The following is a 20,790-nucleotide window of genomic DNA, read 5'->3' as shown; positions in this document are numbered from 1 at the left end:
AATGTTTTATGTTAAGCTGCTGCTGTACTTGCTGCAGCCAATTGTTCTAAAACGGCTAATGGCAAGCCTGCACCAAGAGATCCTAAAACAGTAATGATAGCCAGGACTGAACCCGTTGCGGTGATAGCACTGACAATCCAACTAGGAGCTATTATTCCAGCTCTGTTTAAAATATCGATGACATCCATGCTTAAATGATTATGTTTTATACTGAAAAGAGCGAGAACAATGATTCCTGATGCTACTAATGTAAAAATCGCTTTACTATTTTGTGTTTTTAAAAGTAGACTCATTTTTTCCTCCAATTTTTTCAATATCCCCAGCAAGTTAAATAATAAAATATATTGGAAGCTATTTGAATTGCGGATTTCCGAAAAAAATATTTAGAGGTGAAATCCGTTAAGGTATCTGCTGACTTATTTCAGTACAAAGAAAGCCGGACCATATGTATGATCCGGCTTTCTTTGTACTGAAACATTTATACTTTTTTTTCAAGAATAATATCAAAATAATCGGCTGCCCCATAACCTGAAATAGGAGGAGCAAATATTTGAACCAGCTTCCATCCTTGCTGCGAATACTTTTCAATAATTTCTTTATAGTCTTCTTTAGGCTTTCCTTTCCATCGGTTTACTTCTACTTTTATGAACTTATATTCGTACATTGCTGTATAATCCTCCGGAAGTGTATTGGAATTGTTACCTTGTTTTTCGATTATGATAAACTTGAATCCATAAATAGAGCGCGCAGCCTATTAAAAGTATTGGAAATTGCCATCCTGTATTTCCGTTTTTAAAATAATCTATTAATGACCATATCAGTAAAGCGACAGTATAAAAACTAAATGCTATTCTGGCGGCTATACCCGATTGGTGTTTTTGCATCTCATCCATTTTCTTCATAAGAACCGCTCCCTTAATTTTTTTTGGCGTTATAGTTGAATACTTTATCTATCCCCGTATTTAATGCGTGAGCTATCGAAAAAGCCAGACTTAAAGTTGGGTCATATTTATTATTTTCAATTGCATTGATGGTTTGTCTGGTCACATTGCAGAGCTTAGCCAGATCATTTTGTGAAATATCAGCTGCTGTTCTAAGTTTTTTTATATTGTTATCCACTAAAACCCTCCTTAAATATTTTTGTTTTTATTTTAAATTTTCAAATTTATATATATTTATTTTAAATAATATATGCATATGTGTCAAATACTTTTTACACATTTGAATTTTAAGGTATACTTTTTGTTTTTGCAAATTAGTTGTTTATATAAAAAACGGCTTGCAGTTTAACCTGCAAGCCTAAAAGTAATCATCATTTAAATCATTCCGCGCTGAGCAACTTCAAATTGATGTTTCGGTGCACTTGCGATGTCGGCTGAAACAAAAACAGTGCTTATTGCCAAGCAAGTAAGTGCTAATTTATACTTCAATTTCATACAACTTCACACCTCCTTGAATCTGCTGTCTTGTTTCTTCCACCTTTAAAAAATATGCGGAAGCCTTCTCGAAATTTTCTCTTTCATGATAATATTTTGCCACATCTAAGGCAAAATCTTCAAGATCAGCATACATCGATTTATCTCTGAGAAAGTCAAAACATTCTATGATTGCTTCTTCATCAGGCTCACCGACATACAAAGATTCCAAAAATTCATACTCGACTATATATAGGGAATCTTCTGCCTCCTCTGCATAAGATACCCCTTTGTCATGATATTGTCTGGCTATGGCCATATTTCCGATTTTATAATGTATTTGTGTGATTAAGAAATAGGCTTGCGGGAGAGAAGTGATGATGTTCCCATCTTCAAAAACAGCTATTGCCCGTTTTATGTAATCAATGGCTGGTTTGTAATTTTCTTGGCTGTTAAAACAAAGTCCGATATTATATAGAGTCCGGCCCATTAATTGTGGCTGCTGTTCTGCCTCTGCCATGGCATAAGCCTTTTTAAAATGCTGAATTGCTTCATCATATTGCTTTAAGTCAAGAAAGTTGGTAGCGAACAATGAATGGCACTGAAGCACCCTTATATTATATGCCTCCTGCTTATGATAAATTTCATAAGCCTGCCGGGCATAATCCATAGAAAAATATGTCTGTTTCATATAATAGTAGGACTCTGACATCTTAAAATAAAATTCAGCTTTCTCGATACAATCTTTGACAAAATCAAACTTATATTCAGCTTTCTTAAAAAACTGAATCGCTGAAAGATATTCACGGCATTCCAGCTCATACATCCCCCGGAAAAAATTAAAATAATAATCAAGACGTCCGGTCAGCCGGGCCTGCTTTTTATCAATATCCGCGAGCAGATCCGATAGTCTCGGCTGTTCTTCTATCCGCTGCGATTCCAGCGGTTCGAGGTATTCGAGCATCAGATTATGGCGGAATTCCATGAGAGAATAGTATAGATGAAGATCCTGATCATCTTCCAGACCTGCAAGTTCTTCTTTGATTTCTCTCCGCAAGTACTCGGCGTCCGGGATGCTGAACCTTCGAATGTACATATACCATTCGTTGATTTTTTCTCCAACCGCTGAAGATGATAAAACACTCGCCACTATTCCGAATCCCTCCCTTCCACGTTATGTATATGACATATTTTATCATTTTCATTCGGAAGGATAGCGCAAAAATACCGCAATGTTTTCTTTCGTTAAAACCGCATGTCTGCGGATATCATTTCAAAAATCCACTATTATCCCCACAATTTGTACAAGCAAACAAATCCACCTTCCCATATTCTGTTGTATCTGCGTGAGCAGTGTATGTCTGAAAAGGAAGTGAAGATATGAGAAATAACAAGCTTTCCTTTAAAGAAAAAGCAGGAGCCGCACAAGAAGAATGTTTATGTTTTTGCGAGGAAGAAGCAAGCCGTGAAGCGATGTTTCAAGCGCCGATTGAATTGCCTGAGGGGTTTGTCGTTGATCCGGCTGAAGCTGTTGCAAACGTGACGTGGAATGCAGACAGCCTTTCTTGTGTCATTGAACGCTGTTTCATTGAGACGGGGCCTGAGCCTGATGAAATCGGTGTTCAATTCGCAGTGCGCCTGCAGGGAACTGTTACGCTTCTCGTCAGTGTCTCACCAGTGCGAAATCAATATGGACAAGGGAACGGGTCTGTTTCTGTCATCCGCAATGCAGAGATTGACCAAGTCGTCTATTATTCTGATGAACCCGATGATTGCCCGGATGTCAGTGACATTACGATCGAGAACCTTATTGTCGTTCCGCCATTCTATGGCAGTCCTTTATCGGTGACGGGCACGATTGTGTTTGTTCCTGAGCCGGAACCCGTTTATGCGTTTACAGCGAATCCAAATGATCAATCAGTTTCTGTGATTGATACAAACACTCATACTGTTGTGACAACGATTGCTCTACCGTACCGGCCGACAGGTATTGAAATAACTCCGGATAAAAGTGCTGTGTTTGTTTTGCACTTCAACAATAATGTGATTTCTGTCATCGATTATGACACTTTAACAGTGACAGCATCCATACTGCTGGATCAGCCGCCTGGATCGATAAAATGTATCCCAAATCATGAGTTTGCTTATGTTCTCGGCGATACTGCGATTTCTGTGATTGGAATTGATACGTTAACTGTGGATAGGTCGATTCCTGTGGAAGGATTTGATTTTGCAATTGATCCCAATGGGTTATTCGCCTATGTTCTTGATTTTGGTTTAGTGCAAAAAGTGGACCTATTCACCGGTGAAGTCACAGGAACGATTGAACGAGAGCTTATCGTATCATCCATAGAAACAAATTGGCCGGAGCGGTATGCGTATGTCTTAGAACAAGAATTCTTATTCAATTATTTGACGGTTATTGACTTAAATACGTTTACGATCAGCATTACCCAAGAGCTGGAGCCTGATGGCCAATATGTAATGTTTACGAGTGGATCAGAGGTGTATTTACATGACAGCTTCACTGGCAATTTATATGCTGTCAGTCCGAATGGTGCAGGCGTTATAGGAAATGTTCCGCAATCGGCAAGAGACTTTGCGTTTACTCCGAATGGCGAATTTCTGTATGCTGCTCATTTTTTAGAGCAGAACATCACTGTTTACAACACGGATGATTATTCTGTGGAAACTGTGATATCTCTTGGGGTTTCACCGGGAGATATTGTGATTTAACCAACTGCATGCTGTACATTTCTAAAAGGACGTGAATTCATGAAAAAGAATGATCTGTCTGCTTTACAGGAAAATTGTTTCTGTTTTTGTGATGAGGAAATTAGCAGAGAAGCGCCGTTTCTAGTGCCGATTGACATTCCCGAGGGGTTCACCATTGATTCTGCCGAAGCAGCTGCGACGGTTACATGGAGTACTGATCATTTATTATGTATCAGTGAGCCTTGCTTAATCCAGACTGGGCCGGAACCAGAAGATATCGGTGTTCGATATGCCGTGAGAGTAAAAGGGACCGTTACGCTTCTTGTCAGTGTGTCGCCTGTACGAAATCAATATGGACAAGGGGACGGGTCTGTTTCTGTGATTCATACTGAAGAGATTGATCAAGTTGTTTATTATGCAGCGCAGTCTGGCCGCTGTCCTGATTTCAGTCAAATAACAGTGGAAGATCTTCTCATTGTACCGCCTTTCTACGGCAGTCCGCTTACGGTGACCGGGACACTTGTTTTACCGCCACCGCCAGACCCTCAATCGTATGTGTTTACAGCCAATTCAGGAGACAGCACGGTTTCGGTTATTGATTCAGATTTAAACACTGTTGTAAAAACAATCCCTTTTTCTGACGTGCCAACTAATCTAGGCGTTACTTTCGATAAAGCTTTCACGTATGTCCTCCATGGGAATACCAACCTTGTCTCAGTGCTAGATAATAAAACATTAACCATCATAAATACCATCACTGTTGGAGGAGGGCCGAGAAAGGTTGAATTTGATTCAACAGATGAGTTCGCGTACGTGATGGCCGCCGGATCTATATATATGATCAACATGGCCTCTCAATCGGTCATTGATGTCATTCCGATACCCGGCGCTTTAGACTTTGCTCTTGATCCGAATGGACAGTATGTCTATACCGCTAATGGAAGCAGTTGGTCGGTTGATAAATATGATGTAAATACTGGGCAGTTGGTAGAAAGTATCATAGATACATTTGAATTTCCCAGTTTAATTGCCACTCCTTACGCTGGAAATTTTGCGTATGTGTTGAATGGTGAGCTGCTGCCGAAAGGTGTAACGGAGATCAGTTTGTCGCCATTAAGCAGGGGAGGCGACTTCAACCGTTTATTTGAAACGCTGAGGACGATTGTATTTTCTCGCGATAGCACTAGGGCTTATTTTCTAGAGCCATATAGTGAACCGTTTCTCATTAATAACTTATACGTAGTTAATACGGCCGGACAGAGGATCATTGCAAACGTGTCTCTGCCCGGCGCCTTTGACCTCGCCGTAACACCTGATAATCAGTACATTTATGCAGCACAGCCCGACGACAATACCGTAACCGTGTACCGCACGAGTGATTATACAGCCATGACGGTGATTCCGGTTGGAACTGGTCCGTCAGCGATTGCGATGTAGCTTATTTCACAGGTTGAGAGAAGCAGAGCTGCGATAAAAAAATCGTTTATAAATAAATGAGCCGATCTGCTGGATGGCAGCCAGGATGATTAAAAACAGCAGTTCACTTATGGTGAAACTGAGCATCCACCAAACCCCGGCTCCTGTCAGCGCTCCCGCAAGCCCTTTTTTGAACAGGCTGCCATGCTGGAAAAGCTGCAGCGAGTACGTCCGCATAAAATACAATAAATACAAAATCAGTAACACCGCGAGTCAGGGGCGTGTGAAAGCGGAAAGGGACGGCTTTGACGATTTCGAACACGCAGCCGAATATGATGACTTGGCATAATACAGCAGCCATCACGTGTGTTTGGCGGACGTTTTTATAGCTGTCACGCAGCGCTTTGACATCGTTGGCATTTCTGCTGCACAATCTATGCTGCTGGAAGTCGCAGCAGCTTCGATGAGACTGTTTGGGTTTCTGAAAAGCTGCTGTCATGTTTTTCACGGATTGGGTGACATAGTGATATGATTTTCTCTTCTCATAAGGAACTGCTTTTTATGAGGTTTATCTTCAAATCTAATGAGCAATGATGGTAAGATAGAAGCAGTTGAAGTTTACAAACTGAAGGATTATACTATTCAAGTCAAAGCGGAATGATGAAAAGGACGTGTCAAAATGAAACAAGAGACACCGATAACACTCCATGTGAAGTCTGTGATCGAGGATGACGGAAATGAGGAAGTCATCGAATTCCGTACTACCGGATTTTACTATGTAAAACAACAAAAAGTGTATCTATCTTATTATGAAGAACACGACCTAGGCAAAGTAAAAACGATTGTGAAGGTGAGCGAAGGCGAAGTCCTGATCATGAGGTCAGGCGCTGTTAAAATGAATCAGCGTTTCATAACGGGAGCTTCCACAATTGCGAAATATAAAATGTCATTTGGTGAGCTTGAGCTGCAAACAAGCACAAAATCGATTCAATCTGATCTCGGTGAAGAAAAAGGCCGAATCAGCATCGCATATGACATGCATGTCGGAGACGAGCAGCAGCATTTACATAATATGACGATCACGTATGAGGGAGGAACTCACGCATGAATATTGCGGAACAAATGAAGGACGTGCTGAAGGATGAGATCAAAGCGGCCGTTCTGAAAGCGGGCCTGGCGGACGAAAGCCAGATTCCAAGCGTACTGTTAGAAACGCCGAAAGAAAAAACACACGGTGATTATTCCACAAACATGGCGATGCAGCTGGCGAGAATCGCAAAAAAAGCGCCGCGCCAAATCGCTGAGGAGATCGTGGCGTCATTCGATAAAGGCAAAGCTTCCATTGAAAAGATGGATATTGCGGGACCCGGCTTTATCAACTTTTACATGAACAACAGCTACTTAACAAAACTGATTCCGTCCGTGCTTGAAGCGGGTGAACATTACGGAGAGACAAACATCGGACAAGGCGAAAAGATTCAGGTCGAATTCGTATCGGCCAACCCGACGGGAGATCTTCACTTAGGCCATGCGCGCGGCGCGGCGGTAGGTGACGCGCTGTGCAGCGTGCTTTCTAAAGCGGGCTATGATGTGAGCCGCGAATACTATATTAATGATGCGGGCAACCAGATTAACAACCTGGCGCTTTCCGTTGAAGTCCGTTATTTTGAAGCGCTCGGTCTCGAGAAACCGATGCCGGAAGACGGCTACCGCGGCGAGGATATTATCGCCATCGGGAAAAAGCTTGCCGAAGATTTCGGCGACCGTTTCGTACATGAAGAGGAGAGCGAACGTCAGGCGTTTTTCCGTGAATACGGCTTAAAGTACGAGCTTGATAAACTTCGCTCCGACCTGGAAAATTTCCGCGTGCCGTTTGACGTATGGTATTCTGAAACGTCACTGTACGAAAACGGAAAAATTGATCAGGCGCTCGAGGCGCTTCGCGAAAAGGGCCATGTATACGAAGAGGACGGCGCGACATGGTTCCGTTCCACAACGTTCGGCGACGATAAAGACCGTGTGCTGATCAAAAAAGACGGCTCATACACTTATTTGCTGCCGGATATCGCATACCATAAAGACAAACTTGACCGCGGATTCGACAAGCTCATCAATGTATGGGGCGCGGATCACCACGGGTATATTCCGCGTATGAAAGCGGCAATTGAAGCGCTCGGTTACAAGAAAGGCACATTGGAAGTTGAGATCATTCAGCTCGTTCATTTATACAAAAACGGCGAAAAAATGAAGATGAGCAAACGTACGGGAAAAGCCGTAACGATGCGCGACCTGATTGAAGAGGTCGGCCTTGACGCGGTCCGTTATTTCTTCGCGATGCGCAGTGCTGATACGCACATGGATTTTGACTTGGATCTTGCCGTATCCACATCTAACGAAAACCCTGTGTATTATGCGCAATACGCACATGCACGTATTTGCAGCATGCTTCGCCAAGGGGAGGAGCAGGGACTTAAACCGGCGGCAGATCTTGATTTCAGCCATATTCAATCAGAAAAAGAATATGACCTGCTGAAAACGATCGGCGGCTTCCCTGAGGCAGTGGCAGAAGCGGCGGAAAAACGCATTCCTCACCGTGTCACAAACTATATTTATGATCTGGCTTCCGCTCTGCACAGCTTCTACAATGCGGAGAAAGTCATCGATCCGGAAAATAAAGAGAAGAGCCGCGCGCGTCTCGCTTTAATGAAAGCGACGCAAATTACGCTGAACAATGCGCTTCAGCTGATCGGCGTATCCGCTCCGGAAAAAATGTAATGATGATCAAAGGACAAAGTCTTCGGGCTTTGTTCTTTTTTTGTATATAAAGCGTGTGATGTAATTCACAATCCAGCACACTGAGTTTTTGTATGATAAGACTGATATTGAATCAGTGAAAGGGGCAAGCCGAATGATCAATCGTCAACATATTCAATTATCGTTGCAGTCATTAAGCTTAGTGGCAGGGTTTATGGTGTGGGTGCTGATTTCATCGCTCATTTCTCAAATGACATCAGATATTCATTTAAGCAAAGGCGAGATTTCATTGGTGACGGCGATTCCCGTTATTCTCGGATCGCTTCTCCGTATTCCTTTAGGATATTTAACGAACAGGTATGGCGCGCGGCTGATGTTTATGATCAGCTTCATCCTGCTTTTGTTTCCTGTATTTTGGATCAGTATCGCGGATTCTTTATTTGATTTAATCGCGGGCGGCTTTTTCTTAGGGATCGGGGGAGCGGTATTCTCCATCGGAGTGACGTCCCTCCCGAAATATTATCCGAAAGAAAAGCACGGTGTCGTCAATGGGATTTACGGTGCCGGAAACATCGGCACCGCCGTTACTACCTTTGCGGCTCCGGTTATCGCTCAAGCCGCGGGATGGAAAGCAACCGTGCAGATGTATCTTGTTTTGCTGGCTGTTTTCGCATTACTGCACGTTTTGTTCGGCGACCGGCATGAGAAGAAAGTCAAAGTTTCCATAAAGACACAAATGAAAGCCGTTTACCGAAATCATGTGCTGTGGATGTTGAGCCTGTTTTATTTTATTACGTTCGGCGCCTTTGTCGCCTTTACCATCTATCTTCCGAATTTTTTGGTTGAGCATTTTGGGCTGAGCCCTGCGGACGCCGGTCTGCGGACGGCCGGCTTTATTGCGGTCTCTACACTGCTCAGACCTGTGGGAGGGTTTCTTGCAGATAAACTGAGCCCGCTCCGTATTCTGATGTTCGTTTTCGCAGGGCTTACGCTGTCAGGGGTCATGCTGTCATTCTCCCCGACGATCGGCCTTTATGCGTTCGGATCGCTGACGGTGGCAGTCTGCTCAGGGATTGGAAACGGGACGGTATTTAAACTGGTGCCTTTCTATTTTTCGAAGCAAGCGGGGATTGCCAACGGAATTGTGTCTGCCATGGGCGGACTGGGCGGTTTTTTCCCTCCGCTGATTCTGGCAAGTGTATTTCAGGCAACAGGCCAATACGCGATCGGGTTTATGGCGCTTTCAGAGGTCGCGTTAGCCAGCTTTGTTCTTGTGATCTGGATGTATTGGCAGGAAAGAATGAAAACACATACGGAGAGAAACAGTCAGAGCCTCAATTCATAATGATCCATTCACAAGATTGTTAGTTTTTTCTGGGTGAGTGCAAATCAAGTCACGTTACAATATACATACGCAACGTGACTTTCTTCGAGGTGAGCTCATGAATATTCTCTCTGTCCGAAAATCTGATAAAGAACTTCTTTCCCGCGAACTGCATGAATTGCTGGAATCGATCAGTACGAAAAGGAAAATGAAAAAACATACTTATTTGTTTCAAGAAGGAATGGATGCAAAAGAGCTTTATCTGATTCAATCAGGACTCATTGAAATCGGCAAGCTGACGTCTGACGGAAAAGACCTGACGCTTAGAATCTGCCAAAAAAACGATATTGTCGGGGAATTGACGCTATTCACAGATGAGCCGAGATATATGCTCAGTGCGAAAGTGTTAGAGGATGGCGAGGTGCTCGTCATTAATAAAAACAAGCTGGAAAAGGAATTGATCCAAAACGGTGTTTTGACGTTTGAATTTATGAAATGGATGAGCACCCATCTTCGAAAAATCCAGTCCAAGATCAGGGACCTGCTTCTTCACGGCAAAAAGGGGGCGCTCTATTCCACCCTTATCCGCTTATCAAACAGCTACGGGGTGGAACGAAGTGACGGGATTCTGATTAACATTGTGCTGACAAATCAGGATTTGGCTAAGTTTTGCGCGGCGGCAAGGGAGAGCGTCAACCGCATGCTGGGAGACCTCCGCAAACAAGGGGTTATTTCGATAGACGAAACCGGAAAAATTATTTTGCACAAGCGGGACTATTTACGATGCGAGATCGAGTGTGAAAATTGTCCGCTGGAGATCTGCAATATTGACTGAAAAAAACAAGGGCAGCCGGTGTCCTTGTTTTTCAGCTTGTGATACATATACACATGACGGCGAAAAAGAAGCCGGCATTTACGATTTCCAGAATGCCGATCGTTTTCACCGGCCAGTCTCTTCCGTGAAAAAACCAGGCCCGCAGACTGCTTGGGATAAAAGCGAGAAACGCCCAGCCTGCCCCGAGAAAAGCCGATAAAAAGGGGAGCAAGAGGTGATATCCCCATGACCAGTATGCAAAGGTTCTGTTTTTTCTCTCCCGTATGACCGATTTCACATAAAAAGAACTCCCGACAAAAAATAAAGCGGATTGCAAGAATAGAAACCAGGCCCAGCCGTCAAGGATTCCCGTTCCCAGCCAGCAGCTCGCAAGCCCGCCTGAACAAAAGAACAGAACACCCGCAATATCATTCGTGAGCGCCCGTTCGTTTTTTCGACGGGCATAATGCGTATGTATGAGAAACAGCGGCAATAAAAAAACGCCGATCCAGACGAGCTGCGGCTTATGATAGACAGAAATGATCAAAAAGCAGCAGGCCGGAAAACCGTAATACCATATCCACTTTTGATAGGGCTGAAGCTGTTTCTTTTTCAAAGCGAGCGAAACGGGATAAACCGTCAAGTAAAGGAACAGCCAGCCCAGAAAGAGCGGAATATGCCAGAAAACCGGGCCTCCCTTGACCATGCCGAGTAAAAATGGAATCAGCAGCATCGCCCATGCGCCGTGCTGCTTCGGAATCATCGCCTTCATCGAAACCCTCCTTTTTATTTCATTATAAGTACAAACACTCTCCTGATAAGTGACTTTTATCATACAAGCTGTGAAATACATCACTGCCGCGCGGGCTCAATCGGGCTACACTAAAGCTATCCTTAGCACAGGAGGCTTTCCTATGAATCAGTGTGACTATTTATTATTTCTGAAACAACTTCCTATGTTTAATGAAGTGCCTCTGTCCATTGTCGAAACCTTGCTGAAAAACGGGACGTTTATCCGCGGCTCATCTGACCAATCTCCATCCTTTCTTCATTCACAATCCGTTTATATTGTATTAAAAGGCAATATCCGTTTTACGGACAGCAGGCTCCCTGAAGGGTCGCAAACCGTTGCGCTGTGGGAAAAAGGCGATGTGTTTCCGATTGATGAAAAAGGCGGGCTCTCTTTATCGCCTTTTATCTCAGTCAATGCCTCACCGGATATTCTGGTACTTCATATTCCATATTCCGTATTTAAGAAAATGATGTCTTACCATCCGCGGCTGCAAATGAACTTTTTGGCGATGCTTCAGCAAAATGTCTTCTGTTCCTATCAGTTGTTTTTGCGGTATCTGCATACATCACGGGATGAAAACGCCGAACCCGGTTCTTAAACAGAACCGGTTTTTTTATGACGCCGGGCGTCCCCATATCGTTTGAAATCCTTCCTGCTGCTCTGTGTGAACGTTTTGTGAAAAAAAGCAGAGTGTGTGACATAGTTCACAAGGTGATGCGCCGTTTCTGTTTATAGTGTACATAGCATCACCTGACTCGGAAGGAGTGAACGATCATGAAGAAAAAGAAAATGAGTCCGTTGCTCAGGAGATTAAACTATTTTTCTCCTATCGAACATCATTCAAATAACCATAGCCAAACGACAAGCGAAGATCGTGATTGGGAGAATGTATACAGAAACAGATGGCAGTACGACAAAGTCGTTCGCTCCACCCACGGCGTCAACTGCACGGGTTCTTGCAGCTGGAATATTTATGTGAAAAACGGAATTGTCACGTGGGAAGGACAAAACTTGAATTATCCATCGACAGGCCCGGATATGCCTGATTTCGAACCGAGAGGCTGTCCGCGGGGGGCCAGTTTTTCTTGGTACATTTACAGCCCGCTCCGTGTGAAATATCCATATGTACGCGGTGTGCTGATCAATTTGTGGCGGGAAGCATTGCAGGCGCATCATAATCCGCTGGATGCCTGGAAATCGATCGTCGAAAACCCTGAAAAAGCGAAGTCCTATAAACAGGCAAGGGGGAAAGGCGGCTTTGTCCGCGCGGAATGGCCGGAGGTGCTGAAGCTGATTTCAGCCTCTCTGCTGTATACAGTGATGAAATACGGGCCTGACCGGAATGTCGGTTTTTCTCCGATCCCGGCGATGTCCATGATCAGCCACGCATCAGGTTCGCGATTCATGTCGTTAATCGGCGGCCCAATGCTCAGTTTCTATGACTGGTATGCGGATCTTCCGCCGGCGTCCCCGCAAATTTGGGGCGACCAGACGGACGTTCCGGAGAGCAGTGATTGGTACAATTCAGGCTATATCATCACATGGGGCTCCAACGTTCCGTTAACGAGAACGCCTGATGCGCATTTTCTGGCGGAAGCCCGCTATAAAGGCGCTAAAGTCATTTCGATCAGTCCCGATTTTGCGGAATCCTCAAAGTTTGCGGATGACTGGCTGAGTATCCGCCAGGGGACTGACGGGGCGCTTGCGATGGCGATGGGTCACGTCATTTTGCAGGAATTTTACGTGAACCAAGAAACTGAACGTTTTATTGAGTACGCGAAGCAATACACCGATTTTCCATTCTTCGTCACTCTTTCAAAAGAGAACGGCATGTATACAGCGGGACGGTTTCTGCATGCAAAAGACATCGGGCGGCAGACAAAAAATGATCAGTGGAAGCCGGCGGTCTGGAATGAACAGACAGGTGCGTTTGCCATACCGCAAGGCACAATGGGCTCCCGCTGGGACGGGCAGCAGAAATGGAATCTGCACATGATCGACGAAGACACCGGGGAACCGATTGAACCCCGTCTCTCCGTGCTCGGAATAGAGGACGAAATCGGCATGGTGCGCATTCCGTATTTTTCAAATGACGGAAACAAAGTGCTTGAGCGGAATCTTCCTATTAAAAAATTGGATCTGAATGGTGAAGAGACGTACGTCACGACCGTGTTTGACTTGATATTGGCCAACTACGGCGTGAACCGGGGCATCGGCGGACAATCAGCCGCATCTTATGATGATCCCCGTCCGTTCACACCTGCCTGGCAGGAACAGATTACGGGAATTAAAAGAGAAGCCGTTATTCAGATTGCCAGGGAGTTTGCCCAAAATGCGATTGACACAGACGGCAGATCCATGATTATCGTAGGGGCTGGCATTAACCACTGGTTCAACTCCGACACGATTTACCGTGCGGTGTTAAATCTTGTTTTACTCGTAGGCGCCCAAGGCGTAAACGGCGGAGGCTGGGCCCATTACGTGGGGCAGGAAAAACTCCGTCCGGCTGAAGGGTGGCAGACGATTGCAACCGCAAAGGACTGGGAAGGCGTGCCTAAGCTGCAAAACGGCACTTCGTTTTTCTACTTTGCGACAGACCAGTGGCGTTATGAAGACCAGCCGATCAGTGACTTGGCTTCACCGATCGCCGCGTCGTCCCGCTACAAGCATCACGCCGATTACAATGTGCTGGCGGCGCGATTAGGGTGGCTTCCGTCTTACCCGACATTCAATCAAAACGGCATTGATCTGTACAAAGAAGCTGAGAAAGCGGGGGCGGCGACACCTGAAGACGTAGGTGCATACGTGGCCTCACGGCTTCAAGAGAAAAAACTGAAATTCGCGATTGAAGACCCTGACAATGAAGTGAATTTCCCAAGGAATCTCTTCGTATGGCGGGCAAATCTGATCTCAAGCTCAGGGAAAGGGCATGAATATTTTCTCAAGCATCTGCTGGGGACGACGAACGGTCTGATGAATGACGACAGCGACAGCATCCGCCCTGAAGAAATCAAATGGCGGGAGCAGGCGCCGGAAGGCAAGCTCGACTTGTTAATCAATCTTGATTTTCGAATGGCGGGTACGGCGCTGTATTCCGATATCGTGCTGCCGGCGGCGACATGGTATGAAAAACACGATCTCAGCAGTACGGATATGCATCCGTTTATTCATCCATTTGCTCCGGCCATCTCGGCGCCGTGGGAATCGAAGTCAGACTGGGATATTTTTAAGGCGCTGTCAAAAGCCGTTTCCGATCTGGCGGAAGAAGTCGATATGGAGCCGGTAAAAGAGGTAGTCGCAACGCCGCTTCTCCACGACACGATGCAGGAATTGGCCCAGCCGTTCGGCAAAATCAATGACTGGAGCAAGGGTGAATGTGAAGCCATTCCGGGAAAAACGATGCCGAACATCCATGTCGTTGAACGGGATTACAAACACATTTTTCATAAAATGACCGCGCTCGGCCCTAATACGGCTTTAAAACCGAGCGGAACAAAAGGGATGAGCTGGTCGATTGCGGATGAATATGAATCACTCAAACAGAGACTGGGAGAAACTGATTCAAACAGCGTTGCCAAAGGATGCCCGAATATAAGTGAAGCGAAGCAGGCGGCGGAAGCGATTTTAACCCTGTCGTCCACCTCAAATGGAAAAGTCGCCGTGAAAGCATGGGAATCACTTGAAAACATTACCAATCTGGAGCTGAAAGACCTGGCGGAAGAGCGCGAGGAAGAATGCTTTACGTTCGAGCAAATTACAGCCCAGCCGAAAACGGTCATCACCTCTCCGGCCTTTACCGGTTCAGAAAAAGGAGGGCGCAGGTACTCGCCGTTTACGACGAATGTGGAAAAATTAATTCCATGGCGGACGCTGACCGGCAGACAATCCTATTATGTCGATCATGAATTGATGATGGAATTCGGTGAAACGATGGCGACATTTAAACCGATCCTCCAGCACCGTCCGTTCCTAAGCAAGCGGCCTGATCAAGAGGGCAAAGAAATCGTTCTTAATTATTTGACGCCGCATAATAAATGGTCCGTCCACAGCATGTATTTTGATTCTCTGCCGATGCTGACGCTGTTCCGCGGCGGGCCGACCGTGTGGATGAATAAAGATGACGCAGAGGACACGGATATCAAAGACAACGATTGGATTGAATGCTTCAACCGAAACGGCGTTGTCGTCGCGAGAGCGGTTTTGTCTCACCGGATTCCTAAAGGAATGGCATTTATGCACCATGCCCAGGACCGTCACATCAACGTGCCCGGCACAAAACTGACGAATAACCGCGGAGGCACCCATAACAGCCCGACAAGGATTCACGTCAAGCCGACACAGATGATCGGGGGCTATGCCCAGCTGAGTTACGGCTTTAACTATTACGGTCCGACGGGGAATCAGCGCGATCTGAATGTCGTCATCCGCAAGCTGAAGGAGGTCGATTGGCTTGAAGATTAAAGCGCAAATCGGGATGGTCATGAACTTGGATAAATGCATCGGCTGCCACACGTGCAGCGTCACCTGCAAAAACACGTGGACAAACCGTTCCGGTGCGGAATATATGTACTTCAATAATGTAGAAACAAAGCCTGGCATCGGCTACCCGAAGCAATGGGAGGACCAGGACAAATATAAAGGCGGCTGGACGTTGAAAAAAGGAAAGCTTGAACTGAAATCAGGCCCGAAAACGAATCGGCTTGCAGGCCTTTTCTATAACCCGAACCAGCCGATGATTGATGACTACTATGAACCTTGGAACTATGATTATGAAACATTAACAAACAGCCCGCAGAAAAAACACCAGCCGGTGGCACGGCCGAAATCGTCCTTAACGGGGGATTTTATGAATATCGAATGGGGTCCGAACTGGGAAGATGATCTCGCGGGCGGCCATATTACAGGGCTTGAAGATCCAAACGTGCAAAAAATGGAGGAATCGATCAAAACAGAATTCGATGAAGTCTTTATGATGTATCTGCCGCGTATTTGCGAACACTGCATCAATCCGGCGTGCGTGTCATCCTGTCCGTCCGGCGCCATGTACAAACGTGAGGAGGACGGCATTGTGCTTGTTGATCAAAACGCATGCCGTTCATGGAGATATTGCGTCTCATCCTGTCCTTATAAAAAAGTCTATTTTAACTGGCAGACGAACAAAGCGGAAAAATGCACACTCTGCTTTCCGCGCTTGGAGGCGGGGCTGCCGACCATCTGCTCCGAAACGTGTGTCGGCAGAATCCGCTATCTCGGCGTCATGCTGTATGACGCGGACAAAGTGGAGGAAGCGGCCTCTGTTGAAAATGAAAAGGATCTCTACCATTCCCAACTGGGCGTTTTTCTTGATCCGAATGATCCCGAGGTTGCCAAACAGGCAAAAGAACAAGGCATCCCGGCTGAATGGATAGAAGCGGCGCAGCAATCGCCGATCTATAAAATGATCATTGACTGGAAGATTGCGCTTCCGCTTCACCCTGAGTACCGTACGCTGCCGATGGTGTGGTACATTCCGCCGCTCAGCCCCATTATGAATCTCTTTGAAGGAAAAGGCAGCCGGCAAACGGCGGAAGCGATTTTTCCGGCTATCGACCAAATGAGAATTCCGATTGACTATTTGGCGCAGCTGTTAACGGCGGGGGATACGGATCATATTCGATCCACGTTAAAGAAAATGTCTGTCATGCGCCAGTATATGAGGGCGGTTCAGACAAATAAATCCATCGACCCGGCATTGGTCTCCAGTGTCGGCTTAACAGAACAGCAAATTGAAGACATGTATCGGCTGCTGGCAATCGCCAAATATGATGACCGTTTTGTGATCCCGAGCAGCCATCGAGAAGAAGTGTCAGATTTATATGCTGAACAAGGGAGCTGCGGCTTATCATTTTCAGGCGGCCCGGGCTCTTGTTTCTAACTTTTCATAAATGAGGTGTAATAACATGAACACCACAGACCGGCAAATGACGTTCTCCGCTCTTTCCGTTCTTCTCTCATATCCGGAGGAAGAGTGGAGAGCCGAGATTCCCGATTGGAAGGCTCTTATCCATGACATCACCAATCAGCAAATCCGGGAGAAATTGCTGCACTTTTTAGAGGCGGCAGCAGGCTTTTCTCCGCAAGCGCTGATTGAACACTATGTGTATACGTTCGATTTCGGGAAAAAAACGAATATGTACGTCACCTACTTTAACTCAGGCGAACAAAGGGAACGCGGCATTGAATTGCTGCATTTAAAAAACACCTACCAGCAATCCGGTTTCCTGCCGACAGAGAAAGAACTGCCTGATTACCTGCCGCTGATGCTGGAATTCGCCGCGGTTGCGGAGATTGAAGCGGCGAGAAGCGTGTTTGATAAATACCTGTCCAATGTGAGGGAGCTGGCTTCCCGCCTCGAAAAAAATAACAGCATCTATGCTGAGCTGCTGCACGTGCTGCAGGCCGCACTGGAAAACATCGGTGTACGTGAAAGCATTGAAGAAGGGGCTGTTCAGGCATGAGCGGGCAGATCCTGTGGGGCGTTATGCCATACATTGTATTGACGATCTTTATCGGCGGGCATATTTACCGCTATCAGCATGACCAATTCGGCTGGACGGCGAAATCAAGCGAGCTGTTAGAAAAGAAAAAACTCGCCGCTGGCAGCACACTTTTTCATTGGGGACTGCTGTGCGTTGTCGGCGGACATGTCATGGGAATTCTGATCCCGGAAGGCGTGTATGCTTCCCTTGGCATTTCCGAGCATATGTATCACAAAATGGCGATCGGCGCAGGCCTGCCGGCGGGGATTGCTGCATGTGCCGGACTTGTCATCCTGACGTACAGAAGGCTGTTTGACAAAAGAATCCGCAAAACCAGCTCGCCATCGGATATCTTGACGCTTATTCTGCTGCTGTTCATGATGCTGTCGGGCGTTGCGGCCACATTTCTTAACATTGATTCGAAAGGCTTTGATTACAGGGCAACAGTCGGGCCGTGGTTCAGGGAAATTGTTTTGTTCCGGCCTGACGCTTCTTTGATGGAGAGTGTCCCGCTATGGTTTAAGTTTCATATCATCATAGGGTACGTCGTTTTTATCCTTTGGCCGTTTACAAGATTGGTTCACGTGTTCAGCCTGCCCCTCAAGTATTTGACCCGCAGCTATGTTGTCTATCGGAAACGCACGTAAAAATCCCCCCTGCAAGAGGGGGATTTTTTATGGTGAAAAAATAAAAACATAAGATATTTTCTGCCAAGGTAATGGCTGGGCGGCCGGGATTCCTGTTATGTTTTATTTGGAAATAACATCAACAAAAGGAGAGTGAAGAATGAAGCGGATTTTCCTCATTTTAGCCGCCTGTCTGATGACAAGCGCCGGCGTACTGACACTCAGACATTCTCAAGTATTAACCGGCGGCACAGCGGGACTGTCACTAAGCCTGTCATACTTGTTTCATTCCTCGTTTGCGATTATCTTCTTTCTGATCAATATCCCGTTTTATATATTTTCTCTCATCAGAATGGGAATCAAATTCACTCTATCCACCGTTTTTGCAGTCACAGTACTGACTCTGTTTACTGGCGCGGATCACTGGCTTCCGCCGGTCTCTGTTTCACCGCTTGCCGGGGCGATTTGCGGCGGGGCGCTGATCGGGTTCGGCCTGTCGCTCATGTTTTATCATCAGGCATCGCTTGGCGGCGCCAATATCCTCGCTTTATTTCTGCAAAAGCGCTGCGGATGGAATCCGGGTGCCGTTAATTTCCTCTTCGATTTTGGCGTCGTGCTGGCCGGCATTTTTTCCGTCGGTTTGCTGAAAGGGCTCTTCTCCTTAGTGTCGATAGCGGTCACCGGTCTGATCATCGGCATCTTCAAAAATAAAATCAAAGGCAGCTGCTCGCTCAATCCGGCATTGCTTCAGAACATCACACCCGGCCAATCACAGGAAGCTTCATCATAAGCCTTTCCGCTCATGCGGAGAGGCTTTTTCATATGTTTACAGGCCGGAAAACAGAGGGTATACAGAGATATCGGATCAGATGGGAGAGAGTCGGGATGCTGAAAAGGAGACTGGAATTTTGCTTTTTATATATGATGCTTATCGGAGCATATGTCATATGGTTTTTTCCGGTTTCCAGGCTTGAGTTTTACGGAGGGGTGCTTTGCTATGCAAGCATTATTTTGTTCAGCATCTATTCGTTAATTCTTGAAAACCGCACCTCGCAGCACACGCTGTTATGGATTCATATTCTTGTGTTTTTTCCGATCGCCGGGTACTTATTTTACCTTTTTTCCGGCCAGCTTTATGAAAAAGGCAAGCTGTTCAGGTCGAAACGGACATACAACCGGGAAAAGCTGAGAACGATATTTGATATGGAACAAACTCCCGACCTGACCGGGCTGAAAGGAAATCAGAAGCGTTTCTTTCAATATTCAATCAAGGCGTCCCATATGAATATCAATACAAAAAGCAGGCTGAAGGTGCTCAAAAACGGGGACGAAACATTTCCGGAGCTGTTTGAGGCGCTCCGGGAGGCCGCGTCATTTATACATATTGAGTATTACATGTTCAAATCAGACATGCTCGGGCACAAGATGATGGACATTATGATGGAAAAGGCGCGTCAAGGCGTGGAAGTGCGGTTTTTGTTCGACGCGGCCGGCAGCCTGAAGCTGGCCGGAAAAGATATTAAAAAACTGAAACGCGCGGGCGTGAACATCGTCCCGTTTCTGCCGCTGAAATACGGTTTTTTCAACCAAAAATTCAATTTCAGAAATCACCGCAAGATCGTCATCGTTGACGGGAAAGTCGGTTTTGTCGGCGGGCTGAATGTCGGCAAGGAGTATATCGGCAAAGACCAAGATGTCGGCTTTTGGCGGGACACCCATATGAAAGTCGAAGGAGAAATCGTTCAGACGCTCCACAGCATTTTTATGCTTGATTGGGAATACGTTTCGGATGAGGTGCTGATTGATCAGAAAGCATATACCCGCCCGGTTGCGGCAGAAAGCGGCGGCGTCTATCAAGTCGTTCCGACAGGCCCCGATATGAAGGAGCGGATGAGCGATCTGTATTATGCCATGATAGCGGCGGCCGAATCGTCTGTATGGATCGCGACGCCTTATTTCGTGCCGAATGAGCCGATCCGCACAGCGCTAAAGGAGGCTGCTGCCAGAGGCGTCCGGGTGCGTGTCATGGTGCCGGAAACCAATGACGGATTTTTAACCCAGTACGCAACGAGATCGTATTTCCCCGAGCTTCTTCGCGAAGGAATCGAAGTCTATTCTTATCAAAAAGGCTTTATGCATCAAAAGGTGCTCATCACTGACGGAAACCTCGCCTCTGTCGGGACGGCGAATATGGACATGAGAAGCTTTCAGCTGAACTTTGAAGTCAATGTCTTTTTTACAGATCAAGAGGCGATCAAAGATCTTGAAGCGCATTATCTGGAGGATATGAAGGAGTCTGAAAAAATCAGCCCCGTCCGTTTCTATAAGCGCACATTATGGGAAAGAACGAAGGAATCCTTCGCACGGTTATTTTCCGGCGTGTTATAAAAAACGCTTTTAAAACTCCTTGTGTAT

General features: G+C 46.0%; 20 protein-coding genes and 1 pseudogene. 13 read left to right on the top strand and 8 right to left on the bottom strand.

Translation table 11 applies throughout. The annotated features are described in order from the left end of the window. Positions 1–11: 11 nt before the first annotated feature. From JNUCC22_RS17455 to JNUCC22_RS17430, 6 genes are all read right to left on the bottom strand, one after another. The gene (locus JNUCC22_RS17455; RefSeq protein ID WP_007407643.1) at positions 12–293 is read right to left on the bottom strand and encodes a hypothetical protein; all 282 of its coding nucleotides are present in this window, start codon (positions 291–293) and stop codon (positions 12–14) included. Positions 294–478: 185 nt separating this feature from the next. Next, entirely contained in the window at positions 479–664 is a 186-nt protein-coding gene (locus tag JNUCC22_RS17450; RefSeq protein WP_007407642.1) for a DUF4177 domain-containing protein, read from the bottom strand. 34 nt (positions 665–698) lie between these two features. Further along, the gene (locus tag JNUCC22_RS17445) at positions 699–902 is read right to left on the bottom strand and encodes a hypothetical protein (protein WP_007407641.1); all 204 of its coding nucleotides are present in this window, start codon (positions 900–902) and stop codon (positions 699–701) included. 13 nt (positions 903–915) lie between these two features. Then, positions 916–1,119, bottom strand: coding sequence for a helix-turn-helix transcriptional regulator (locus JNUCC22_RS17440; protein ID WP_003151064.1), 204 nt, complete (start codon positions 1,117–1,119; stop codon positions 916–918). Positions 1,120–1,316: 197 nt separating this feature from the next. Continuing rightward, on the bottom strand, positions 1,317–1,436 hold the full coding sequence (locus JNUCC22_RS17435) for a PhrC/PhrF family phosphatase-inhibitory pheromone (protein ID WP_015240778.1): 120 nt from the start codon (positions 1,434–1,436) through the stop codon (positions 1,317–1,319). Further along, the gene (locus JNUCC22_RS17430) at positions 1,420–2,565 is read right to left on the bottom strand and encodes a response regulator aspartate phosphatase (protein WP_038460214.1); all 1,146 of its coding nucleotides are present in this window, start codon (positions 2,563–2,565) and stop codon (positions 1,420–1,422) included. Before JNUCC22_RS17430 ends, JNUCC22_RS17435 begins: the two co-directional genes overlap by 17 nt. A 230-nt stretch (positions 2,566–2,795) precedes the next feature. Between JNUCC22_RS17430 and JNUCC22_RS17425 the strand changes: the two genes are divergently transcribed. Together JNUCC22_RS17425 and JNUCC22_RS17420 are read left to right on the top strand one after the other, a co-directional pair. Continuing rightward, positions 2,796–4,151 (top strand): YncE family protein, encoded by a 1,356-nt coding sequence (locus JNUCC22_RS17425; protein ID WP_216061948.1) that lies wholly within the window; start codon positions 2,796–2,798, stop codon positions 4,149–4,151. A 39-nt stretch (positions 4,152–4,190) separates the two neighbouring features. After that, positions 4,191–5,567 carry a YncE family protein gene (locus JNUCC22_RS17420; protein ID WP_061047017.1) on the top strand — a complete coding sequence of 459 codons (1,377 nt, stop codon included), beginning with the start codon at positions 4,191–4,193 and terminating at the stop codon, positions 5,565–5,567. Positions 5,568–5,573: 6 nt separating this feature from the next. On the opposite strand, the pseudogene JNUCC22_RS19575 reads toward JNUCC22_RS17420, so the two are convergent. Next, positions 5,574–6,072: pseudogene (locus JNUCC22_RS19575) on the bottom strand (bacteriocin biosynthesis protein AlbG); the annotation flags it as partial. Positions 6,073–6,225: 153 nt separating this feature from the next. On the opposite strand from JNUCC22_RS19575, the gene JNUCC22_RS17410 reads away from it, so the two are divergent. The 4 genes from JNUCC22_RS17410 (at position 6,226) to JNUCC22_RS17395 (ending at position 10,459) form a co-directional block, all read left to right on the top strand. Then, the gene (locus tag JNUCC22_RS17410; RefSeq protein ID WP_032869448.1) at positions 6,226–6,654 is read left to right on the top strand and encodes a YwiB family protein; all 429 of its coding nucleotides are present in this window, start codon (positions 6,226–6,228) and stop codon (positions 6,652–6,654) included. Continuing rightward, the gene (gene argS, locus JNUCC22_RS17405; RefSeq protein WP_038461659.1) at positions 6,651–8,321 is read left to right on the top strand and encodes an arginine--tRNA ligase; all 1,671 of its coding nucleotides are present in this window, start codon (positions 6,651–6,653) and stop codon (positions 8,319–8,321) included. The genes JNUCC22_RS17410 and argS overlap by 4 nt, the downstream gene beginning before the upstream one ends. Before the next feature lie 133 nt (positions 8,322–8,454). Beyond that, on the top strand, positions 8,455–9,645 hold the full coding sequence (gene narK, locus JNUCC22_RS17400; protein ID WP_007407632.1) for a nitrate transporter NarK: 1,191 nt from the start codon (positions 8,455–8,457) through the stop codon (positions 9,643–9,645). 97 nt (positions 9,646–9,742) lie between these two features. Next, a complete protein-coding gene (locus JNUCC22_RS17395) occupies positions 9,743–10,459 on the top strand; it encodes a fumarate/nitrate reduction transcriptional regulator Fnr (RefSeq protein ID WP_007407631.1) in 717 nt (238 codons plus the stop codon). 31 nt (positions 10,460–10,490) lie between these two features. Here JNUCC22_RS17395 and JNUCC22_RS17390 read toward each other — a convergent pair whose 3' ends face one another. Then, positions 10,491–11,210 (bottom strand): YwiC-like family protein, encoded by a 720-nt coding sequence (locus JNUCC22_RS17390; protein WP_136803236.1) that lies wholly within the window; start codon positions 11,208–11,210, stop codon positions 10,491–10,493. 142 nt (positions 11,211–11,352) lie between these two features. Here JNUCC22_RS17390 and JNUCC22_RS17385 point away from each other — a divergent pair, with 142 nt between their 5' ends. The 7 genes from JNUCC22_RS17385 to cls all read left to right on the top strand — a co-directional run bounded on the left by JNUCC22_RS17385 (position 11,353) and on the right by cls (position 20,763). Continuing rightward, complete coding sequence (locus JNUCC22_RS17385; protein WP_020957967.1) at positions 11,353–11,829, top strand: cyclic nucleotide-binding domain-containing protein; 477 nt, start codon at positions 11,353–11,355, stop codon at positions 11,827–11,829. 176 nt (positions 11,830–12,005) lie between these two features. Continuing rightward, the gene (locus tag JNUCC22_RS17380; protein ID WP_042635566.1) at positions 12,006–15,692 is read left to right on the top strand and encodes a nitrate reductase subunit alpha; all 3,687 of its coding nucleotides are present in this window, start codon (positions 12,006–12,008) and stop codon (positions 15,690–15,692) included. After that, positions 15,682–17,145, top strand: coding sequence for a nitrate reductase subunit beta (gene narH, locus JNUCC22_RS17375; RefSeq protein ID WP_072589669.1), 1,464 nt, complete (start codon positions 15,682–15,684; stop codon positions 17,143–17,145). The genes JNUCC22_RS17380 and narH overlap by 11 nt, the downstream gene beginning before the upstream one ends. A 25-nt stretch (positions 17,146–17,170) precedes the next feature. Next, positions 17,171–17,728 (top strand): nitrate reductase molybdenum cofactor assembly chaperone, encoded by a 558-nt coding sequence (gene narJ / locus JNUCC22_RS17370; protein ID WP_072589668.1) that lies wholly within the window; start codon positions 17,171–17,173, stop codon positions 17,726–17,728. After that, positions 17,725–18,396 carry a respiratory nitrate reductase subunit gamma gene (gene narI, locus JNUCC22_RS17365; RefSeq protein ID WP_007407624.1) on the top strand — a complete coding sequence of 224 codons (672 nt, stop codon included), beginning with the start codon at positions 17,725–17,727 and terminating at the stop codon, positions 18,394–18,396. Before narJ ends, narI begins: the two co-directional genes overlap by 4 nt. A 139-nt stretch (positions 18,397–18,535) precedes the next feature. Continuing rightward, positions 18,536–19,165 carry a YitT family protein gene (locus tag JNUCC22_RS17360; RefSeq protein ID WP_015418430.1) on the top strand — a complete coding sequence of 210 codons (630 nt, stop codon included), beginning with the start codon at positions 18,536–18,538 and terminating at the stop codon, positions 19,163–19,165. A 95-nt stretch (positions 19,166–19,260) separates the two neighbouring features. Then, positions 19,261–20,763, top strand: coding sequence for a cardiolipin synthase (gene cls, locus JNUCC22_RS17355; protein ID WP_014419119.1), 1,503 nt, complete (start codon positions 19,261–19,263; stop codon positions 20,761–20,763). Positions 20,764–20,790 lie beyond the last annotated feature (27 nt).

The organism is Bacillus sp. JNUCC-22 (genome assembly GCF_018861275.1).
Taxonomy (GTDB): Bacteria; Bacillota; Bacilli; order Bacillales; family Bacillaceae; genus Bacillus; species Bacillus velezensis.
This window is presented reverse-complemented; position numbering and strand designations above follow the sequence as displayed.

Bases quoted from the DNA above. Each gene is read 5' to 3' on its own strand.
- JNUCC22_RS17455 (WP_007407643.1), bottom strand. From the start codon at position 293: ATGAGTCTACTTTTAAAAACACAAAATAGTAAAGCGATTTTTACATTA.
- JNUCC22_RS17450 (WP_007407642.1), bottom strand. From the start codon at position 664: ATGTACGAATATAAGTTCATAAAAGTAGAAGTAAACCGATGGAAAGGA.
- JNUCC22_RS17445 (WP_007407641.1), bottom strand. From the start codon at position 902: ATGAAGAAAATGGATGAGATGCAAAAACACCAATCGGGTATAGCCGCC.
- JNUCC22_RS17435 (WP_015240778.1), bottom strand. From the start codon at position 1,436: ATGAAATTGAAGTATAAATTAGCACTTACTTGCTTGGCAATAAGCACT.
- JNUCC22_RS17425 (WP_216061948.1), top strand. From the start codon at position 2,796: ATGAGAAATAACAAGCTTTCCTTTAAAGAAAAAGCAGGAGCCGCACAA.
- JNUCC22_RS17420 (WP_061047017.1), top strand. From the start codon at position 4,191: ATGAAAAAGAATGATCTGTCTGCTTTACAGGAAAATTGTTTCTGTTTT.
- JNUCC22_RS17410 (WP_032869448.1), top strand. From the start codon at position 6,226: ATGAAACAAGAGACACCGATAACACTCCATGTGAAGTCTGTGATCGAG.
- argS (WP_038461659.1), top strand. From the start codon at position 6,651: ATGAATATTGCGGAACAAATGAAGGACGTGCTGAAGGATGAGATCAAA.
- narK (WP_007407632.1), top strand. From the start codon at position 8,455: ATGATCAATCGTCAACATATTCAATTATCGTTGCAGTCATTAAGCTTA.
- JNUCC22_RS17395 (WP_007407631.1), top strand. From the start codon at position 9,743: ATGAATATTCTCTCTGTCCGAAAATCTGATAAAGAACTTCTTTCCCGC.
- JNUCC22_RS17390 (WP_136803236.1), bottom strand. From the start codon at position 11,210: ATGAAGGCGATGATTCCGAAGCAGCACGGCGCATGGGCGATGCTGCTG.
- JNUCC22_RS17385 (WP_020957967.1), top strand. From the start codon at position 11,353: ATGAATCAGTGTGACTATTTATTATTTCTGAAACAACTTCCTATGTTT.
- JNUCC22_RS17380 (WP_042635566.1), top strand. From the start codon at position 12,006: ATGAAGAAAAAGAAAATGAGTCCGTTGCTCAGGAGATTAAACTATTTT.
- narJ (WP_072589668.1), top strand. From the start codon at position 17,171: ATGAACACCACAGACCGGCAAATGACGTTCTCCGCTCTTTCCGTTCTT.
- narI (WP_007407624.1), top strand. From the start codon at position 17,725: ATGAGCGGGCAGATCCTGTGGGGCGTTATGCCATACATTGTATTGACG.
- JNUCC22_RS17360 (WP_015418430.1), top strand. From the start codon at position 18,536: ATGAAGCGGATTTTCCTCATTTTAGCCGCCTGTCTGATGACAAGCGCC.
- cls (WP_014419119.1), top strand. From the start codon at position 19,261: ATGCTGAAAAGGAGACTGGAATTTTGCTTTTTATATATGATGCTTATC.